Below are 14,813 nucleotides of genomic sequence, written 5' to 3'. Positions count from 1 at the left end.
TGGCAGAGAATGACTATGCGGCGCGCGAAACGCCTCGATTCGGCGCAAAATGCATCCCGGCGCGACCGCTCAGCAAATGTCAACAGCCCCTAGTGGCCGGGCTGCGCGCAGCAGGCGGTCGCGCACCGCGCGCCAGGCAGGCTCGTCAGGAGGCAGAACCACCAGCACGGATGGGCAGCCGCTGCCATCGGCCTCGTGCAAGGCGGCGTACAGCGCCTGGGCATAGGCGTCAGGAGTGGACGGCATTTGTCGGAACCATGCCGGCGCCGGGCTTGGCGCGTCGATGGCCAGCACCGCGCTTTCCTGCCACTGCAGAGCGGAGGATTCGGCCTCCTCCCGCTCTATCCGGTAGCAGGGCTGGCGCGGCGAGTAGTGCAAGGCCAGGTTGCCCGGCACCCGCGGCGCGTCGGGTGCCGCCTTTTCCGCCAGATCAAGATAGGGCGCCAGCATGTCGGCGGTAATGGCGCCGGGCCGCAGAATGGCTGGACGCGGGCCGCTGAGATCGAGAATGGTCGATTCAATGCCTACCGCGCAGGGGCCACCGTCCAGCACGGCGGCTATCTGTCCTTCCAGATGCGAGCGCACATGTTCCGCCGTGGTGGGGCTGATGCGGCAGAACGGATTGGCAGAAGGCGCGGCAACCGGCCTTTGCAGCCGGTCCAGCACCTGTTGCAGCAAGGGGTGGTTGGACCAGCGCAGGGCGACGGTATCCTGGGCGGCGTTGATGATGGCGGGCACGTCGCTTCTGGCCGGCAGCACCAGGGTCAAGGGGCCGGGCCAGAAGCGCTCGATCACCGGCCAGGCATGGTCGGGCACGCTGGCAGCCCAGTTCATCAAGTGATCCAGGCCTGGCAGGTGGACGATCAGCGGATGGTCGGCCGGCCGGTTCTTGGCGCGGAAAATGGCCGCGACGGCCTCGGGATTGGTGGCGTCGCCGGCCAGGCCGTAAACGGTTTCCGTAGGCAAGGCAACCAGTTGCCCCTGGCGCAACAGCGAGGCGGCCAGATCCAGGTCTTCGGGTGTAGGGTGCAGGGACTTCATATTTCTCTATCGCGTTAGGGATTACAGACGTCGCAATATTGCGGCGAGACCGGCGCGCTCAGCGTTTCCTGGCGCATGGCCAGGCAGCAGGGGCATTGCCAGCGGCGAACGCCGGGCTGCCGGGTCGGCGCGCCGCAGTCCTGGCATGGCGCGCCGGCGAGCGGGGCGATTTCGCCGAAGCCCGGCATGCCGCAATCCGGGCATGAACTGGCCAGCCTGGTTGCCAGCTTCTCCGCGCAGCGGGCGATCATGGCCATCCGGGTGGGGTTGCGATGGGCGCGCATATCGGTTTCCAGATGCAGCGGACCCGCCGCCAGGTGCGTTTCCAGGTGCATGCGCAGCGCGCGCTCATCGCGCAGCGATTTATCAAACGCCGGCTCGCCGGGCCGGCCGACGATCAGGCCGTGCGCGGGGAAATCGGCCTGGCGCAACAGCTCGGGCAGGCCGTCCAGGTCATGCAGCACCCAGTGGCGGTAATGGGTTTCCGGCCCGCTGATCCATGCTTCCACCGCGTATTCGCGCGCGGCATCCCAATAAACCAGCAGCTCCGTCGCCCAGGCGCAGCTGCCCAGCCAAGGGTCGCCGCCGAAGCTGCCTTCGCTGCCTATGCCATGCGGCAGCCCGCTGATCTCGCAGGCCAGCTTGGCCTTGGCCAGCGCCGCGTCGCGCTGGCTGCCGGCGCGCGGCGTCTCACCCGTGAATGTGCCCAGGCTGTCGGTATCGAAGCTATCCACCAGTGCGACTTGCCAGCCTATGTCCGCCAGCGCCGGCGCCAGCGCGGCCTGCTTGCCATGGCAGGTCAGCAGCGCGGCCTTGCGATCAAGCATCATGTTGCCAGCCTCCATCGGCATGCCAACGCAGCGGCGTCTCGCCATGCACGCAGTACAGATGCAGCCAGCCGTTTTCGATCAACTGCTTTGGCAGCGGCTGGCGGGACAGGGCGGCGGCCAGCTTGTCCGGCGGGGCGTCGATGCAGGCGGCCAGCCGCAGCGGCGCGTGGCGCAGGCGCTGGCCATCGTGCACGGACTGCCAGGACAGGCCGATGCGCAAGTCGCCGCTATTGCCTTCGAATACGCCGATGCGGCCGCCCACCACATTGTGCAGCAGCTTGTTGCCGCTGCCGAAACGGCGCGGATCCACCGTGGAGGCGAAATACTGCATATTGATCCAGTGCGCCACCACCATGGGCGCGGCCAGAATGGCTTCCAGTCCTTTTCCGTCCGCGTCCTGCCGCCAATCGTAATCATGCAGGAAGGCGCGGCCTTGCAGGTCCATGCCTCTGGTTTTGCCGCGGGGCGCGGCGATGAACAGCGCATTGCCCGCCAGCGCCCATTCCGGGCGCGTCTCCGCCCAGTCATCGCCTTTTTGCCGCATTTTTTGCAGCAAGGCCTGATCGCTGAGGCTGGCGTCGAGATTGACCGCCGGCGCGCGCCGCCGTCTGGCCAATGCGCAGGCGTCGCGCAATTGCGCCTCAAGCGCTGGCAGGCGGGCGCGGACATCGGCCGCCAACGCATCGGTGTCCAGCAGCAGGATTTCATCGCTGTGCGTCAGGTGCAGCGCCGGCAGGAAAACGGTGTCCGCCGGGATAGGCTGGCCTTGCTCGGCCAGCAGCGCGCGCAGCGCGGGATCGTTCAACCAGTTGGCCAGCAGGCGGACATGCTGGTGGCCGCCATGGCCGCCGCAGGCGCCGCATTGCAGCGCGGCGGCTTGCGGATTATTGCTGGCATGACTGGCATGACCGGTCAGCAGCACCCAGGGCGCCAGCGCGCCATGCAGACCCATCGCCGGCAGCAAGCCCGCCGCCAGCTTGGCCTTCTGCTCCAGCGGCAGCGAGGCTTGCGGCATCGGCGCGGCGTCGCGCCGGTTCAGCCACGGGTCCAGATCCGGCAACTGGGCCTGGCGCGCGCGCGGCCAGCTGCGGCTGGCCAAGCTGGCGATTTTGCCCAGGCCCATGCTTTCCACCAGAGCAAAACCAGCGGTGGGAGAGCGCTGGAAGGTCTGCCACCCGCGGAGCCGCGCCGGGCGCGGTTGGGAGGCGGGCGTGGTGGCTTCCCAGGCAGGGCCAAGCAGGACCGGGAGGCGCGGCTGAGCGGATTCGCTGCCCGGCGGCCGGTAGGCCAGCGGCAGGCCGAAAAAGCCGGCGAAGCCATGGGTGTGGCATGCGGGAATGGTTTCTTCCAGCGCGCGGCGCAGCGGCTCCGAGCGCACATCGATGCAGAACACGGCTTGCATAGCCGGGCGCGTGCCGGTTTGCGCCGGCGAGGGGCGGCACAGCGCCTGCGTCAGCGGCACGTGCAGGGACAGCTCGTGCGCGCGCTGCCAGACTGCGGCAAACGGGTTGGCGCGGCAGTCGCCATGATGTTGCCACGCATGGCGCCAAGACGCCCAGGCGCTGTCGGCGTCGCGCCGGCCATCGTCCAGCAGGCATTCCCAGGCCAGCTGGATGGCCAAGAGTTCTTGCAAGTGTCTATCGTTCTCGCCCGCCAGTTGGGCTTGCCAAGCGAGGTAGGCGCACCAGCCGGCCCAGCCATTGTTGCGCATCAACAGCGCTTGCAGCCACGGCGCGGCCCAGTCGGCATCGGGCTGCAACTGGGCGATGCCGGAGGCCAGCATGGACTCGGCATCGGCAGGCAGACGTATCGCGTGCTGTCGCAAACGTTCCCGCATCTGCGGCGATGCGGTCAAACCATAGGGATGGCGCATCTGCTCCCGCCAGGCGGCGTAAAACCCTTGCTCATGCGACAAGTGCCAGTTGGCCTGGTCGCGATCGAACCAGGCGGCGCAATACTGGCTGATCTGCTGAATGACGACATCGGTCCAGCGCTGGGCGCTCATCGGCCCGGCAGGGGCGGAGCAGAGCTCGGTAAGAAGGGGGGGCGCCGCAGGGGGCGTGAAAGACTGGCATGCCCGTTCCAGCCAGGCTTCCAGCGAATCGGCCCAACCGGTCTCGTTCAGCGCGGTCTGCAAGGCATCGCGCGTGATTTCGCCGCTGCGCCAGGCGGCCAGGTATTCGCTTTGCGGCAGGTGCAGCGGGCTGTTGGCCACGTGAAGCAGAGTATCGGCTGCCTGCTTGAAGGCGCGATCGCGCAAGCCCCAGTAAGGCGAGCTGGCCACCAGGCTGTCCAAGGGCCAGGACGGAGCGATGGCGGATAAGGCCTGTTCCACGGCCTGCTGCCATGGCGCGGCGAGCTTAGTCATGGCGGCCTCCTTTCAGCGATAGTTGCCAGGATGGGATCGGCGTCTGCGGCCGGGGCTGGCGCCAGGCGAGCATGCACCACCATTCGTCGAGATGAAAGCCGGCGAAGGCATGCGGATAGAGCCGCCGCGCCAGCCAGCCTTGCGGGTGGCGCAGCAATTCGCCCTGCAGCAGGAAGGCCGCGGCAAAAATCGCGCCAAGCAGCCATTGGCTCCACGCTGCGGGGAGCTGGCCGTGCCACGGCAGCGCCAGCGACGCCAGCGCATGCAGCAGCAGATAGGATTGGCACAGCGCCAGCGTCGCCAACAGGCCCGCCGGGCCGCGCAGCAACACGCCCATGCCCAGCCCCATGCATAGCCAGAACAGAGGCGGCACGGCGGCAGCCGGCAGCCAGCGTTGCCACAGCCATTGCGAAACGGCCAGCGCCAATACGGCCAGCGCGCCGCGCGCAAGGTGCGCAGACAGACTATCTGCTTCGTCGCCGCCGGCCAGACGCAGCGCGGCGCTGTCGCGCACGGCATTTCCTGCGCTCAGAAAGGCATGCGCCTTATACAGCGAATGGGCCAGCAAGTGCAGCAGCGCCAGCGAATACAGGCCCATGCCGATTTCCAGCAGCATGAAGCCCATCTGCGCGCAGGTGGACCAGGCCAGCCGCAGCTTGACGCTGATGCGGGTCAGCATCACCAGGCAGCACACTGCCGCGCTCAGGCCGCCCCACAGCATCAGCAGCGCATTGGCGGCAGGCGCCGTTTGCAGCAAGGGCGCAGCCTTGATCAGCACGATGCCGCCCAGATTCACCACGCCGGCATGCAATAGGGCGGAAATCGGCGTGGGCGCTTCCATCACCTGGGTCAGCCAGCCATGGAAGGGCAGCTGGGCGGTCTTGATGCCCGCCGCAGCCACCAGCAACACGGCAGCCAGCGTGGCGTAGCCGTGGTTTTCGATCGAGACCGGCGCCGTTGCGGCTGCCGTCAGGTCCAAACTGCCGCCGGCGCAGATCCAGGCGAGTCCGGCGGCGATCAGCAGCAGCTCCGCCAGCCGGCTGGCGCGCCATTCTCGCCGCGCCGCCAGCTGGGCGGCAGGCCGGCCGGGGTAAAAAGTCAGCAGCGTTTGCAGCGCCAGGCTGCACACTATCCACGCAGCCAGCATCAGCAAAAGATGGGTGCCTTGCACGACCAAGGTGACGGAAGCCAGCAAGCATCCCAGCGCGCGCAGGAAACGGTGCTGGCCGGGCTCGCCTTGCATGTAGCGGCGCGAATAGCGCAGCACCATCCAACCCAGTAGCTGAATCAGCGCCTGCATCAGCCAGGCAGCGGCGAACCAGGGCGCAGATGGAGCAAACCAAGCGAAAGGCAACAGCAACAAGCCGCCCAAGAGGGCGGCCGCTTCGGCCGCCCGCCAATGCGTGCGCAGGGCAGAGCCTGGCCAGCAGGCGGGCAACAACCAGGCCAGCGCGATGGCGACGGGCAGAGCGGCGGAGAGGGAGAAGGGCATAGTAGAAGCTCCGTCTAAAGCATGCCGGCACTTTGCCCTAATCAATATGTTCAGTAAAATAGATTAAATATTAGTTTTCATTCTTTAATAAAGAACAATGAGCCGACTCAACTATCACCATCTGTATTACTTCTGGTCGGTGGCCAGCGAGGGGCACCTCACCCGGGCCGCCGAGCGTTTGCATGTCTCGCAATCGGCGTTGTCCGCGCAAATACGCCAGCTGGAAGAGCAGTTGGGTCAGCCGCTGTTCCTGCGCGAAGGCCGCAAACTGCAATTGACCGAACTGGGCGCGGTGGTGATGCGTTACGCCGAGGAGATTTTCGCCCTGGGCAACGAGCTGCTGGCCAGCGCGGCATCCAGCAAAGGCAGCGGCGGCACCTTGCGCATCGGCAGCGTGGCGACCTTGTCGCGCAATTTCCAGGATTGGTTCTTGCAGCCGGTGCTGCGCCAGCAGCAGGTGCGGCTGATGCTGGAGGCGGGCAGCCTGGAGGAGCTGCTGGCCAGGCTGAAGGCGCACGAGCTGGACGTGGTGCTGTCGAATCGGCCGGTGCTGGCCGATGACAAACAGGCCTGGCGCTGCCGCACCCTGGCGCGCCAGCCCGTGGTGTTGGTGGGGCCGCCGCTGGAGACGGGGCAGGATTTCCAGATCGAGCGCGATCTGACGCGTCTGCCCTTGCTGGTGCCCAGCCGCAAGAGCGAGATCCGTCTGCGCTTCGACCTGCTGTGCGAGGAAATGGCTTGGAAGCCGCAGATACGGGCGGAAGTGGACGACATGGCCATGCTGCGTCTGCTGGCGCGCGACGCGGGCGGCGTGGCGCTGCTGCCGGCCATCGTGGTGCGCGACGAGCTGGAGAAAGGTTTGCTGCAGCAGTATTGCCTGGTGCCTGAGGTAGAAGAGACGTTTTATGCCATTACCGTGCAGCGGCGCTATCTGCCGCCGCTGTTGACGCAATTGCTGCGCAGCGTGGCGGCATGAGCAGTGGATGGCCGCCGGTTTTCAGTCGGAAATGCTCTCATGCGCCCCAGCGTCGCCGCGCTTCCAGTAGCCGGCCACGCGCATCCGCTCCTTATCCAATCCTTGCGCCAGCAGGTGCTTGTGCAGCGGGCGCATTTCGCCGCTTTCCCCCGCGGCCCATACATAGCCTTCGCCAGCGGGCAGGGCAGTCTGCGCAATGGCTTGCAGCAGATCCTGCCCGCGCTTGCGGTAGCGCCAGATGATTTCGACGCCGGCCGGCGCGGCAAGCGGCAGCCGGCCATGCTCGTCATCCACCAATATCCACGTTTGCCCGCGGGCGCCGGCAGGCAATGTTTCCAGCCTCCGGGCGATGGCCGGCAGCGCCGATTCGTCGCCTATCAGCCAGTGCCAGTCAAAGCCGGTCGGCACCACGCGCGAGCCGCGCGGGCCGCCTATGCCCAGATAGTCGCCAGGCTTGGCATTTGCCGCCCACTGCGCGGCGACGCCGCCGGCGTGCACCACAAAATCGATATCCAGTTCGCCCTTGGCCGCATCGTAACGGCGTGGGGTGTAGTCGCGCATGGCCGGCTTCGGGCGATCCGCCGGGAAGCTCATGCCGCTCTCGCCGATGAGGGGCGCGGCCGGCATGGTTTCGCCGGGAGCGGGGAAGAACAGCTTGACATGGTCGTCGAAGGAGGCGGAAACAAAGCCTTCCAGCTCGTCGCCGCTCAGGGTGATCCGCAGCATGGCGGGCGTCAGCCGCGTTACCCGGCTGACTTGCAGCAGGCGGAAGCGAGTGGCGTGGCGCAGTTTCTGTATCGTCAGGTCTTGAGTCATGCGGCGCTCCTTAGGATTTAGCTTGGCCGATGATCTCGGCGGTGGCGCGTTGCAGAATGGCGGCGATGCGGCGCTGCTCTTCGGCGTCGGCGTGATCGCGCATTAGCAGCGCATGTTTCAGCGCGCGGCGCGCTTCTATCATTTCCTTGGTCCAGCCGGCGGCGCCGTCTTCGCCGATTTCCTCGCCGGCATAGGCGCGGCGCGCCAGCTCCATCTTGCGGCCGATATGGCGCAGCTTGGCCAGCATCAGTTCCACATGCTCTTTTTGTTCCGCCAGCCGATTCTGCCCCGACAGGGCGAGGGAGTAGCATTTGCGGTTGCCGCTGGCGGCCACTGTCACCTGGCCCAGCTCTTCCAGATAGGTCAGCGCCGGGTAAACCATGCCTGGACTGGGGCTGTAATAGCCGTTGGAGCGGCTGGCCAGCTCCTTGATCAGCTCATAGCCGTGAGCCGGTTGCTCATTGATCAACGCCAGCAGCAAGAGCTGCAGGTCGTCCGCGCCGAACTTGCGGCCGCGCGTCATTTCGCCGTCGCCGCCGCGGTGGCCGCGACCGCCATGGCCACGGGCAAAGGCATGCGCGCATAAATGGAAAAGGCGTTTTGCTTTCATGACACTCTCTTTATATCGTAAGATACGTTACTTAAGATATATATCGTAAGATTGTTTGTCAAGGTAAAGCTTGCCGCGGCAGGGCGCCTTCGTTGCCGCATGTTTGGCGATAGGCGAGGAGGGAGCTTGAGGCGGGAATGGCACGAGCCGCCTCCTGCCGATGAATCAGACGGGACAGGCGGCAGGCGCAAAGCAAGGAAGTGCCGATGGCGTCAGGATAAGGACGTTAGCTTCTGCGCGGCACGGCCAGAATGCGCGGCGAGTGGCCGCAGTGGGCCAGCAGCCGCGCCAAATCGGCCACCGGCACGCTCAAGGTGGCGGTGTTGACCAACGGGTGGCACAGGATGGCGTCCGCCGCCCACAACGTCTCGTCAACCACAATCGAGACGTGCTGATCATGGTCGTTGACGGCGGCCAACAAGGTGACCGATCCCGGCTCCAAGCCCAGGTATTTCTTCAGCCGCTCCGGCGAGGCGAAGCGCAGGCCTTTGACGCCCAGCATATCGCCCAGCGCCTTGATGTCGACGCCGGCTTCGGCGGGCACGGCCACCAGAAAGTGACTGCGCCCCTTGGCGTCGCACAGGAAGAGATTCTTGCATTCCGCGCCGGGCAGCTCAGGGATCAGCCGCGCCGCTTCTTCGCAGGTATAGACCGGCGGATGTTCGAAACGCTGGTAGCGGATTCGCTGCTCATCCAGCAGGCGATACAGGGCATGTTCCATGATGATTCTCCTGATTCTGTGTCACTCGAAGCTAGGGGCTGTTGACGTTTGGTGAGTGGATCGCGTTTGAGCTTCGCCAAACCCGCAGGGCCGGGTGCCTTTCGCGCCGACTCTTCGTTGTTCCGCGCTGGCAGAGAATGACTATGCGGCGCGCGAAACGCCTCGATTCGCCGCAAAATGCATCCCGGCGCGCCACTCTCCAAACGTCAACAGCCCCTAGCATGTCTGCCCGGCTAACGTCATCTTGCCGTCAGCAATGGGATCATCCGGCGGAGCTCCGCTATCGCCGCGTCCGGCGAGCCCTCGATCTGCGCGCGTACAATCGCGCCATCTGCCGCAAGCGCCAGCATGCCGGCTTGCTGCGCCTGCCGGGGCCCCTCCGGCAGCAGCCTGGCTATCGCTTGGCGCATCTCCGTTTTATGGCGCTGGGCCGCACTGGCCACGGCGGGATCGGCAGGGGTTTCGCCCAATCCGTTGATGAAGGCGCAACCACGGAAGTCCGCGCTGGCGAACCATTCCGCCAAGGCCTCCGCCAGCGCCGCCGGGCCGGCTTCGGCATGGCGATGCAGCGCATCCTGAAACCACTGCATCCATAGCAGGTGACGCTGCTGCAGATAAGCCAGGATCAATTCGTTCTTGCTGGGGAAGTGGCGGTAGAAGGTGACTTTGCTGACGCCGGACTCCGCGATGATGCGGTCTATGCCGCTGGCGCGGATGCCTTCCAGGTAAAACAGGCGGTGGGCAGTGGCAAGAATGCGCTCGCGTGGCGGCAATTCGGCGGTGCGGCTGGAGGCTGGGGTATGCATGGCGATGATTGTAGACAGATTTGTCTACTTTGGTATAGGCTGATGCAAAGCAGACAGACCTGTCTACTTCGTCAAAACACAGTCAAGGGGAGAAGCATTTTGGAAATCCGCCCGCCATTGCCGCCATTCAGCCGTGAAACCGCCATCGAAAAAATCCGGCTGGCCGAGGATGCCTGGAACAGCCGCGACCCAGCGCGCATCGTGCTGGCCTACAGTCCGGACACCTGCTGGCGCAACCGCGTCGATTTTCCGCAGGGCCGAGCGCAAGCGCAGGCGCTGCTGGAGCGCAAATGGCGGCGTGAGTTGGATTATCGCTTGATCAAGGAGTTATGGGCCCATGATGGCCATCGCATCGCCGTCCGCTTTGCCTATGAATGGCATGACGATGCCGGGCAGTGGTACCGCAGTTATGGAAACGAGAATTGGGCGTTCGCGGCAGATGGCCTGATGACGCATCGCCACGCCAGCATCAACGATCTGCCTATTCGTGAGGACGAGCGCAAGTTCTTCTGGCCACTGGGCCGCCGTCCGGATGGCCATCCCGGACTGAGCGAATTGGGTTTGTAAAGCCTGCAACATTCGATGGACAGGGCAAGGTGTGACTGATTAGTATGAATGCCTTTGGCATTTCCTTGTCTGGAGCTATCCATGCTTGAAACCATCCGTCGGCGCTTCCAGGCGCTGCAGCCCCAAGCGGATTTCTGTTCCTTGCGCTATGTGGAGGAAGACAATGAGCGCTTGTCCGTCCGCCAGGGGCGGCAGCAGCCGCTGACCCGCCGCCATGATCGCGGCGCGATGATCGCCGTGTGCGATGGCGGCGGCTATGGCTATGCCGCTACCGCCGATTTGAGCGAAGCGGGCCTGCGCGCCGCCTTTGAGCGCGCCCGCGGCTGGGCGCGCGCCACCGCCAGTCATGGCGTGTTCGATTACCGGCAGATTCAACTGCCCAAACCGCAAGGCCGTTATCAGGGCGCGGGCAGCGACGCCGCGTCCGAATGGCCGCGCGCTTCCCTGCTGGACTTGCTGCTGAGCGAATCGGCCGCCGCCAAGGGCGACGACAGCCGCGTGGTGGATTGGTCGGCCAGCCTGTTCCGGCAGGACATCCATCAGCTGTATCTGACTTCCGACGGCGGCGAAGCCGAGCAGCATCTGCGCGCGTTGACGCCGTCCCTGGTGGTGACCGCGTTTGCCGAGGGCCGGGTGCAAACCCGCAGCCTGGGCGGCCAGTACGGCGGTCTGGGCCGTCAAGGCGGTTTGGAGCTGATCGCCGAGGCCGGCCTGCGCGGCGCAGGCCGCCGCGTGGCCGACGAGGCGCTGCAACTGCTGTACGCGCCGAACTGCCCCAGCGGCAAAATGGATCTGCTGCTGATGCCGGAACAGATGATGCTGCAAATCCACGAGAGCATAGGCCATCCGCTGGAGCTGGACCGCATCCTGGGCGACGAGCGCAACTATGCCGGCACCAGCTTTGTCACGCCGGACATGTTCGGCCATTACCGCTATGGCTCCGAATTGCTGAATGTCACGTTTGATCCCTTGCTGAGCAACGAACTGGCCAGCTATGGCTGGGACGATGACGGCAAGCCGGCCGAGAAGGTCTGGCTGATCCGCAACGGCATTCTGGAGAGGCCGCTGGGCGGCGACATTTCCGCCGCGCGCGCCCGTCTCAATGGTTTTGCGCTGGATGGCGTGGCCAATAGCCGCGCCTGCAACTGGAATCGGGCGCCGATAGACCGCATGGCCAATCTTAACGTGGAGCCGGGCGACCAAAGCCTTGCGCAGCTGGTGGCCGGCATCGAGCGCGGCGTGCTGATGCAGACCAATGTCAGCTGGTCCATCGACGACTCGCGCAACAAGTTCCAGTTCGGCTGCGAGTGGGGACAATTGATCGAGAACGGCGAGCTGAAAGGCGTGGTGCGCAATCCCAACTATCGCGGCATTTCCGCCAATTTCTGGCGCTCGCTGAAGGCGGTGGGCGATGAAAGCACCTTCAATGTGATGGGCACGCCGTATTGCGGCAAGGGGGAGCCTAACCAGGTGGTGCGAGTGGGGCACGCCTCGCCGGCCTGCGTATTCGGCGACGTGGACGTATTTGGAGGAGCGGCATGATGCGCGCGCATTTGCAAGCATTGGCGGCGGCGCTGAGCGGCCTGCTGCGTGAGGGGGAAGGCTATACCTTGTGGCTGGAGGCGGGACGGACCGATTTCGTCCGTTTCAATCACGGCAAGGTCAGGCAAGCCGGAGCGGTGGAGCAGGCGTATCTGGACATGCGGCTGATCCGAGGCCAGCGCCAGGCCACGCAACAATTGTCGCTCAGCGGCGGCGCGGACGATCTGGCGCTGCTCGAGGCGGCATTGCCGGAATTGCGCGCGGCCTTGGAACAAGTGCAGGACGACCCTTTCCTGCTGCTGAACGAACAGCCGCAAAGCAGCGAGCGCATCGCCCAGCACACGCTGCCGCCGGCGGAAAGCATGGTCGCCGATATTCTGGCCGCGGCGGAATGCCATGATCTGGTGGGCATCCTGGCCAGCGGCGAGATGAGCTTCGGCTTCGCCAACCATCTGGGCCAGTTCAACTGGCAGCAAGGCGAGAGCTGGAATTTCGATTGGAGCCTGTATTCGCATGGCGACAAGGCGGTCAAGCGCAGCCAGGCCGGCACGGCTTGGGACGGGGCGGCCCTGGGCCGCGCCATCGACGAGGCGGCTGGGCAATTGGAGTGGCTTAAGCTGCCGGTGAAGACGCTGGAGCCGGGCGAGTATCGCGCTTACTTCACGCCCAGCGCGCTGGGCGCGCTGCTGAACATGCTGAACTGGGGCGGGGTGTCGGAAAAGGAAGTCCGCAGCAAGCGCAGTCCGCTGCTGAAGCTGGCGGAGGGCGAGGTCAAGCTGTCGCCGCTGGTGCATCTGGCGGAGGCGGGCGGCGAGGGCTTGTCGCCCTTGTTCCAGCGCGAAGGCTTCATCCGGCCGGAGCGCGTGGAGTTGATCGCCGGCGGCGAGCACCGCAACAGCCTGATCGACCCGCGCAGCGCGCGCGAGTATGGCTTGCAGCCCAATACGGGCAGCATGGAGTTTGCCGAGGCCATGCAGCTGCAAGCCGGCGATCTGCCGCGCGATCAGGCGCTGCAAGCGCTGGGCGCCGGGGTCTACCTGTCCAATCTGTGGTATCTGAACTTTTCCGACCGCTCGGCCTGCCGCATCACCGGCATGACACGCTTTGCCTGCTTCTGGGTGGAAGATGGCAAGATCGTCGCGCCGCTGGGCGTGATGCGCTTTGACGATAGCCTGTTCAGCCTGCTGGGCGAGCAGCTGGAGGCGCTGACGGCCGAGCGCGAACTGCTGGTGGATGCCGGCAGCTACGGCGGCCGCGCCACGCAGAGCAAGCTGCTGCCCGGCGCCTTGGTCAAATCCTTGCGTTTCAGCCTGTAGAACCACACGCCTACCGCGGCGGCGATCATGGCAATGGGCATGACGTTGCCGCGGCATCGTGTTAAAGTGAAACACTATTTTTCCGGCCTTCGCCGCAATGGCGAATGTAGTATACGGCGACGTGGCAGTGCTTGAAATCGGCCGCGTCGCGACACCGAATCAAGGAATACGCTGTGACCGATATCGCCCAACTCGAACCCAAAGCCGTCTGGGAACATTTCCAAACCCTGTGCGACATTCCGCGCCCGTCCAAGCATGAAGAGCAGGTGCGCGACTACATGAAAGGCTGGGCGGAGCTGCGCGGCCTGGAAACCATTGTGGACCAGGTGGGCAATCTGATCATCCGCAAGCCGGCCACACCCGGCTATGAAGACCGCGCCGGCGTGGTGCTGCAAGGCCATCTGGACATGGTGTGCCAGGCCAATAGCGGCACCGAGCACGACTTCTTCAAAGACCCGATCCGCCCGGTGCTGAAGGATGGCTGGCTGGTCGCCGAGAACACCACGCTGGGCGCCGACAACGGCATCGGCGTGGCGCTGGGCATGGCGGTGCTGTCGGGCGACGATGTGGCCCACGGCCCGGTGGAGGTGCTGCTGACGCTGGATGAAGAGGCCGGCATGGGCGGCGCGCTGGGGCTGGAAACCGGCCTGCTGCAAGGCCAGTACCTGATCAATATCGATACCGAAGAGTGGGGCGAGTTCTACATGGGCTGCGCCGGCGGCGTGGACGTGAACGTCAGCCGCGAATACGCCGCTGAAGCGGTTCCGGCCGGCTTCCAGACTGCCAGCCTGACCATCAAGGGCTTGAAAGGCGGCCACTCCGGCGCCGACATCCACCTGGGCCGCGGCAACGCCAACAAGCTGCTGATCCGCCTGATCCGCGAGCTGGAAGCGGAAACCGACCTGCGCCTGGCCTCGCTGAAGGGCGGCACCGCCCGCAACGCGCTGTCGCGCGAAGCCTTTGCCGTGGTGGCCTATCCGGCCGCCGACGCGGCCAAGGTGGCGGCCAAGCTGGACGCCTTCCAGGCGCTGATGCGCTTCGAACTGGCCGGCGTGGACGAGGGCGTGGTGGTGCTGTCCGAGGCCGCCGCCGCAGCCGATGTGCTGGCCCGCGCCGACCAAACCGCCATCCTGTCCGCGCTGCATGCCGCGCCGCATGGCGTGAAGCGCATGAGCCAGCGCGTGGAAGGGGTGGTGGAAACCTCGAACAACCTGGGCGTGGTGACCGTCGCCGACGGCAAGGTCTTCGCCAACCTGATGGTGCGTTCGCTGCTGGATTCCGGCACCTGGATGCTGGCGCGCGAAGTGGAAAGCCTGTTCAAGCTGGCCGCGTTCAAGGTGGAAATGGAAGGCGGCTATCCGGGTTGGGCGCCGAATCCGCAATCCAAGCTGCTGGCGCTGTTCAAGGATGTATACCGTCAGGAGTTCGGCGGCGAAGCCGAAGTTCAAGTCATCCACGCTGGCCTGGAATGCGGCATTCTGGGCTCCAAGTACCCGAATCTGGACATGGTGTCCTTCGGCCCGAACATCCGCGGCGCACACGCGCCGGGCGAACGGGTGGAAGTGGAATCGGTGGGCAAGGCCTGGCAGCTGCTGCAGGCGGTGCTGAAAGCCATCCCCAAGCGTTGATTGCGACGCCCTGGAATAAAAAAGGCTATGTCCCAATTGTAAGTTGGTAACTACACTGAAGTAAGCCTCTCACCAGGAGCGTGATGATGGATACCCAGTC

13 protein-coding genes are annotated in these 14,813 nt (G+C 65.3%); 5 read left to right on the top strand and 8 right to left on the bottom strand.

Features of this window, described 5'->3' with window-relative positions; genetic code table 11:
* Positions 1-69 precede the first annotated feature (69 nt).
* The 4 genes from QUG01_RS19360 to QUG01_RS19345 are packed head-to-tail and all read right to left on the bottom strand — an operon-like array spanning position 70 to position 5,731.
* Complete coding sequence (locus QUG01_RS19360) at positions 70-1,041, bottom strand: L-threonylcarbamoyladenylate synthase (protein ID WP_500831522.1); 972 nt, start codon at positions 1,039-1,041, stop codon at positions 70-72.
* Positions 1,042-1,055: 14 nt separating this feature from the next.
* The gene (locus QUG01_RS19355) at positions 1,056-1,871 is read right to left on the bottom strand and encodes a DUF6671 family protein (RefSeq protein ID WP_500831521.1); all 816 of its coding nucleotides are present in this window, start codon (positions 1,869-1,871) and stop codon (positions 1,056-1,058) included.
* Entirely contained in the window at positions 1,861-4,239 is a 2,379-nt protein-coding gene (locus QUG01_RS19350) for a YbcC family protein (RefSeq protein ID WP_500831520.1), read from the bottom strand. Before QUG01_RS19350 ends, QUG01_RS19355 begins: the two co-directional genes overlap by 11 nt.
* Positions 4,232-5,731 (bottom strand): NADH-quinone oxidoreductase subunit L, encoded by a 1,500-nt coding sequence (locus QUG01_RS19345; protein WP_500831519.1) that lies wholly within the window; start codon positions 5,729-5,731, stop codon positions 4,232-4,234. Before QUG01_RS19345 ends, QUG01_RS19350 begins: the two co-directional genes overlap by 8 nt.
* A gap of 97 nt (positions 5,732-5,828) precedes the next feature.
* Between QUG01_RS19345 and QUG01_RS19340 the strand changes: the two genes are divergently transcribed.
* On the top strand, positions 5,829-6,707 hold the full coding sequence (locus tag QUG01_RS19340) for a LysR family transcriptional regulator (RefSeq protein WP_500831518.1): 879 nt from the start codon (positions 5,829-5,831) through the stop codon (positions 6,705-6,707).
* 21 nt (positions 6,708-6,728) lie between these two features.
* Here QUG01_RS19340 and QUG01_RS19335 read toward each other — a convergent pair whose 3' ends face one another.
* The 4 genes from QUG01_RS19335 to QUG01_RS19320 all read right to left on the bottom strand — a co-directional run bounded on the left by QUG01_RS19335 (position 6,729) and on the right by QUG01_RS19320 (position 9,660).
* Positions 6,729-7,523 (bottom strand): siderophore-interacting protein, encoded by a 795-nt coding sequence (locus QUG01_RS19335; RefSeq protein ID WP_500831517.1) that lies wholly within the window; start codon positions 7,521-7,523, stop codon positions 6,729-6,731.
* Between the two features lie 10 nt (positions 7,524-7,533).
* Positions 7,534-8,133, bottom strand: a complete 600-nt coding sequence (locus tag QUG01_RS19330; protein WP_500831516.1) for a PadR family transcriptional regulator — start codon at positions 8,131-8,133, stop codon at positions 7,534-7,536.
* A gap of 226 nt (positions 8,134-8,359) precedes the next feature.
* Positions 8,360-8,854 (bottom strand): prolyl-tRNA synthetase associated domain-containing protein, encoded by a 495-nt coding sequence (locus QUG01_RS19325; protein WP_500831515.1) that lies wholly within the window; start codon positions 8,852-8,854, stop codon positions 8,360-8,362.
* Positions 8,855-9,093: 239 nt separating this feature from the next.
* Positions 9,094-9,660, bottom strand: a complete 567-nt coding sequence (locus QUG01_RS19320; protein WP_500831514.1) for a TetR/AcrR family transcriptional regulator — start codon at positions 9,658-9,660, stop codon at positions 9,094-9,096.
* Here QUG01_RS19320 and QUG01_RS19315 point away from each other — a divergent pair.
* The 4 genes from QUG01_RS19315 to QUG01_RS19300 all read left to right on the top strand — a co-directional run bounded on the left by QUG01_RS19315 (position 9,655) and on the right by QUG01_RS19300 (position 14,713).
* Positions 9,655-10,227 carry a nuclear transport factor 2 family protein gene (locus QUG01_RS19315; RefSeq protein WP_500831513.1) on the top strand — a complete coding sequence of 191 codons (573 nt, stop codon included), beginning with the start codon at positions 9,655-9,657 and terminating at the stop codon, positions 10,225-10,227. The genes QUG01_RS19320 and QUG01_RS19315 overlap by 6 nt on opposite strands.
* Positions 10,228-10,308: 81 nt before the next feature.
* Positions 10,309-11,769 (top strand): TldD/PmbA family protein, encoded by a 1,461-nt coding sequence (locus QUG01_RS19310; RefSeq protein ID WP_500831512.1) that lies wholly within the window; start codon positions 10,309-10,311, stop codon positions 11,767-11,769.
* The gene (locus tag QUG01_RS19305; RefSeq protein WP_500831511.1) at positions 11,766-13,085 is read left to right on the top strand and encodes a metallopeptidase TldD-related protein; all 1,320 of its coding nucleotides are present in this window, start codon (positions 11,766-11,768) and stop codon (positions 13,083-13,085) included. The genes QUG01_RS19310 and QUG01_RS19305 overlap by 4 nt, the downstream gene beginning before the upstream one ends.
* Positions 13,086-13,258: 173 nt before the next feature.
* Entirely contained in the window at positions 13,259-14,713 is a 1,455-nt protein-coding gene (locus QUG01_RS19300; protein WP_500831510.1) for an aminoacyl-histidine dipeptidase, read from the top strand.
* Positions 14,714-14,813 lie beyond the last annotated feature (100 nt).

The organism is Chromobacterium sp. CCUG 76385, assembly GCF_059916625.1.
Note: the sequence above shows the minus strand (reverse complement) of the source record. Positions and strands in the feature narration are given on the sequence as shown.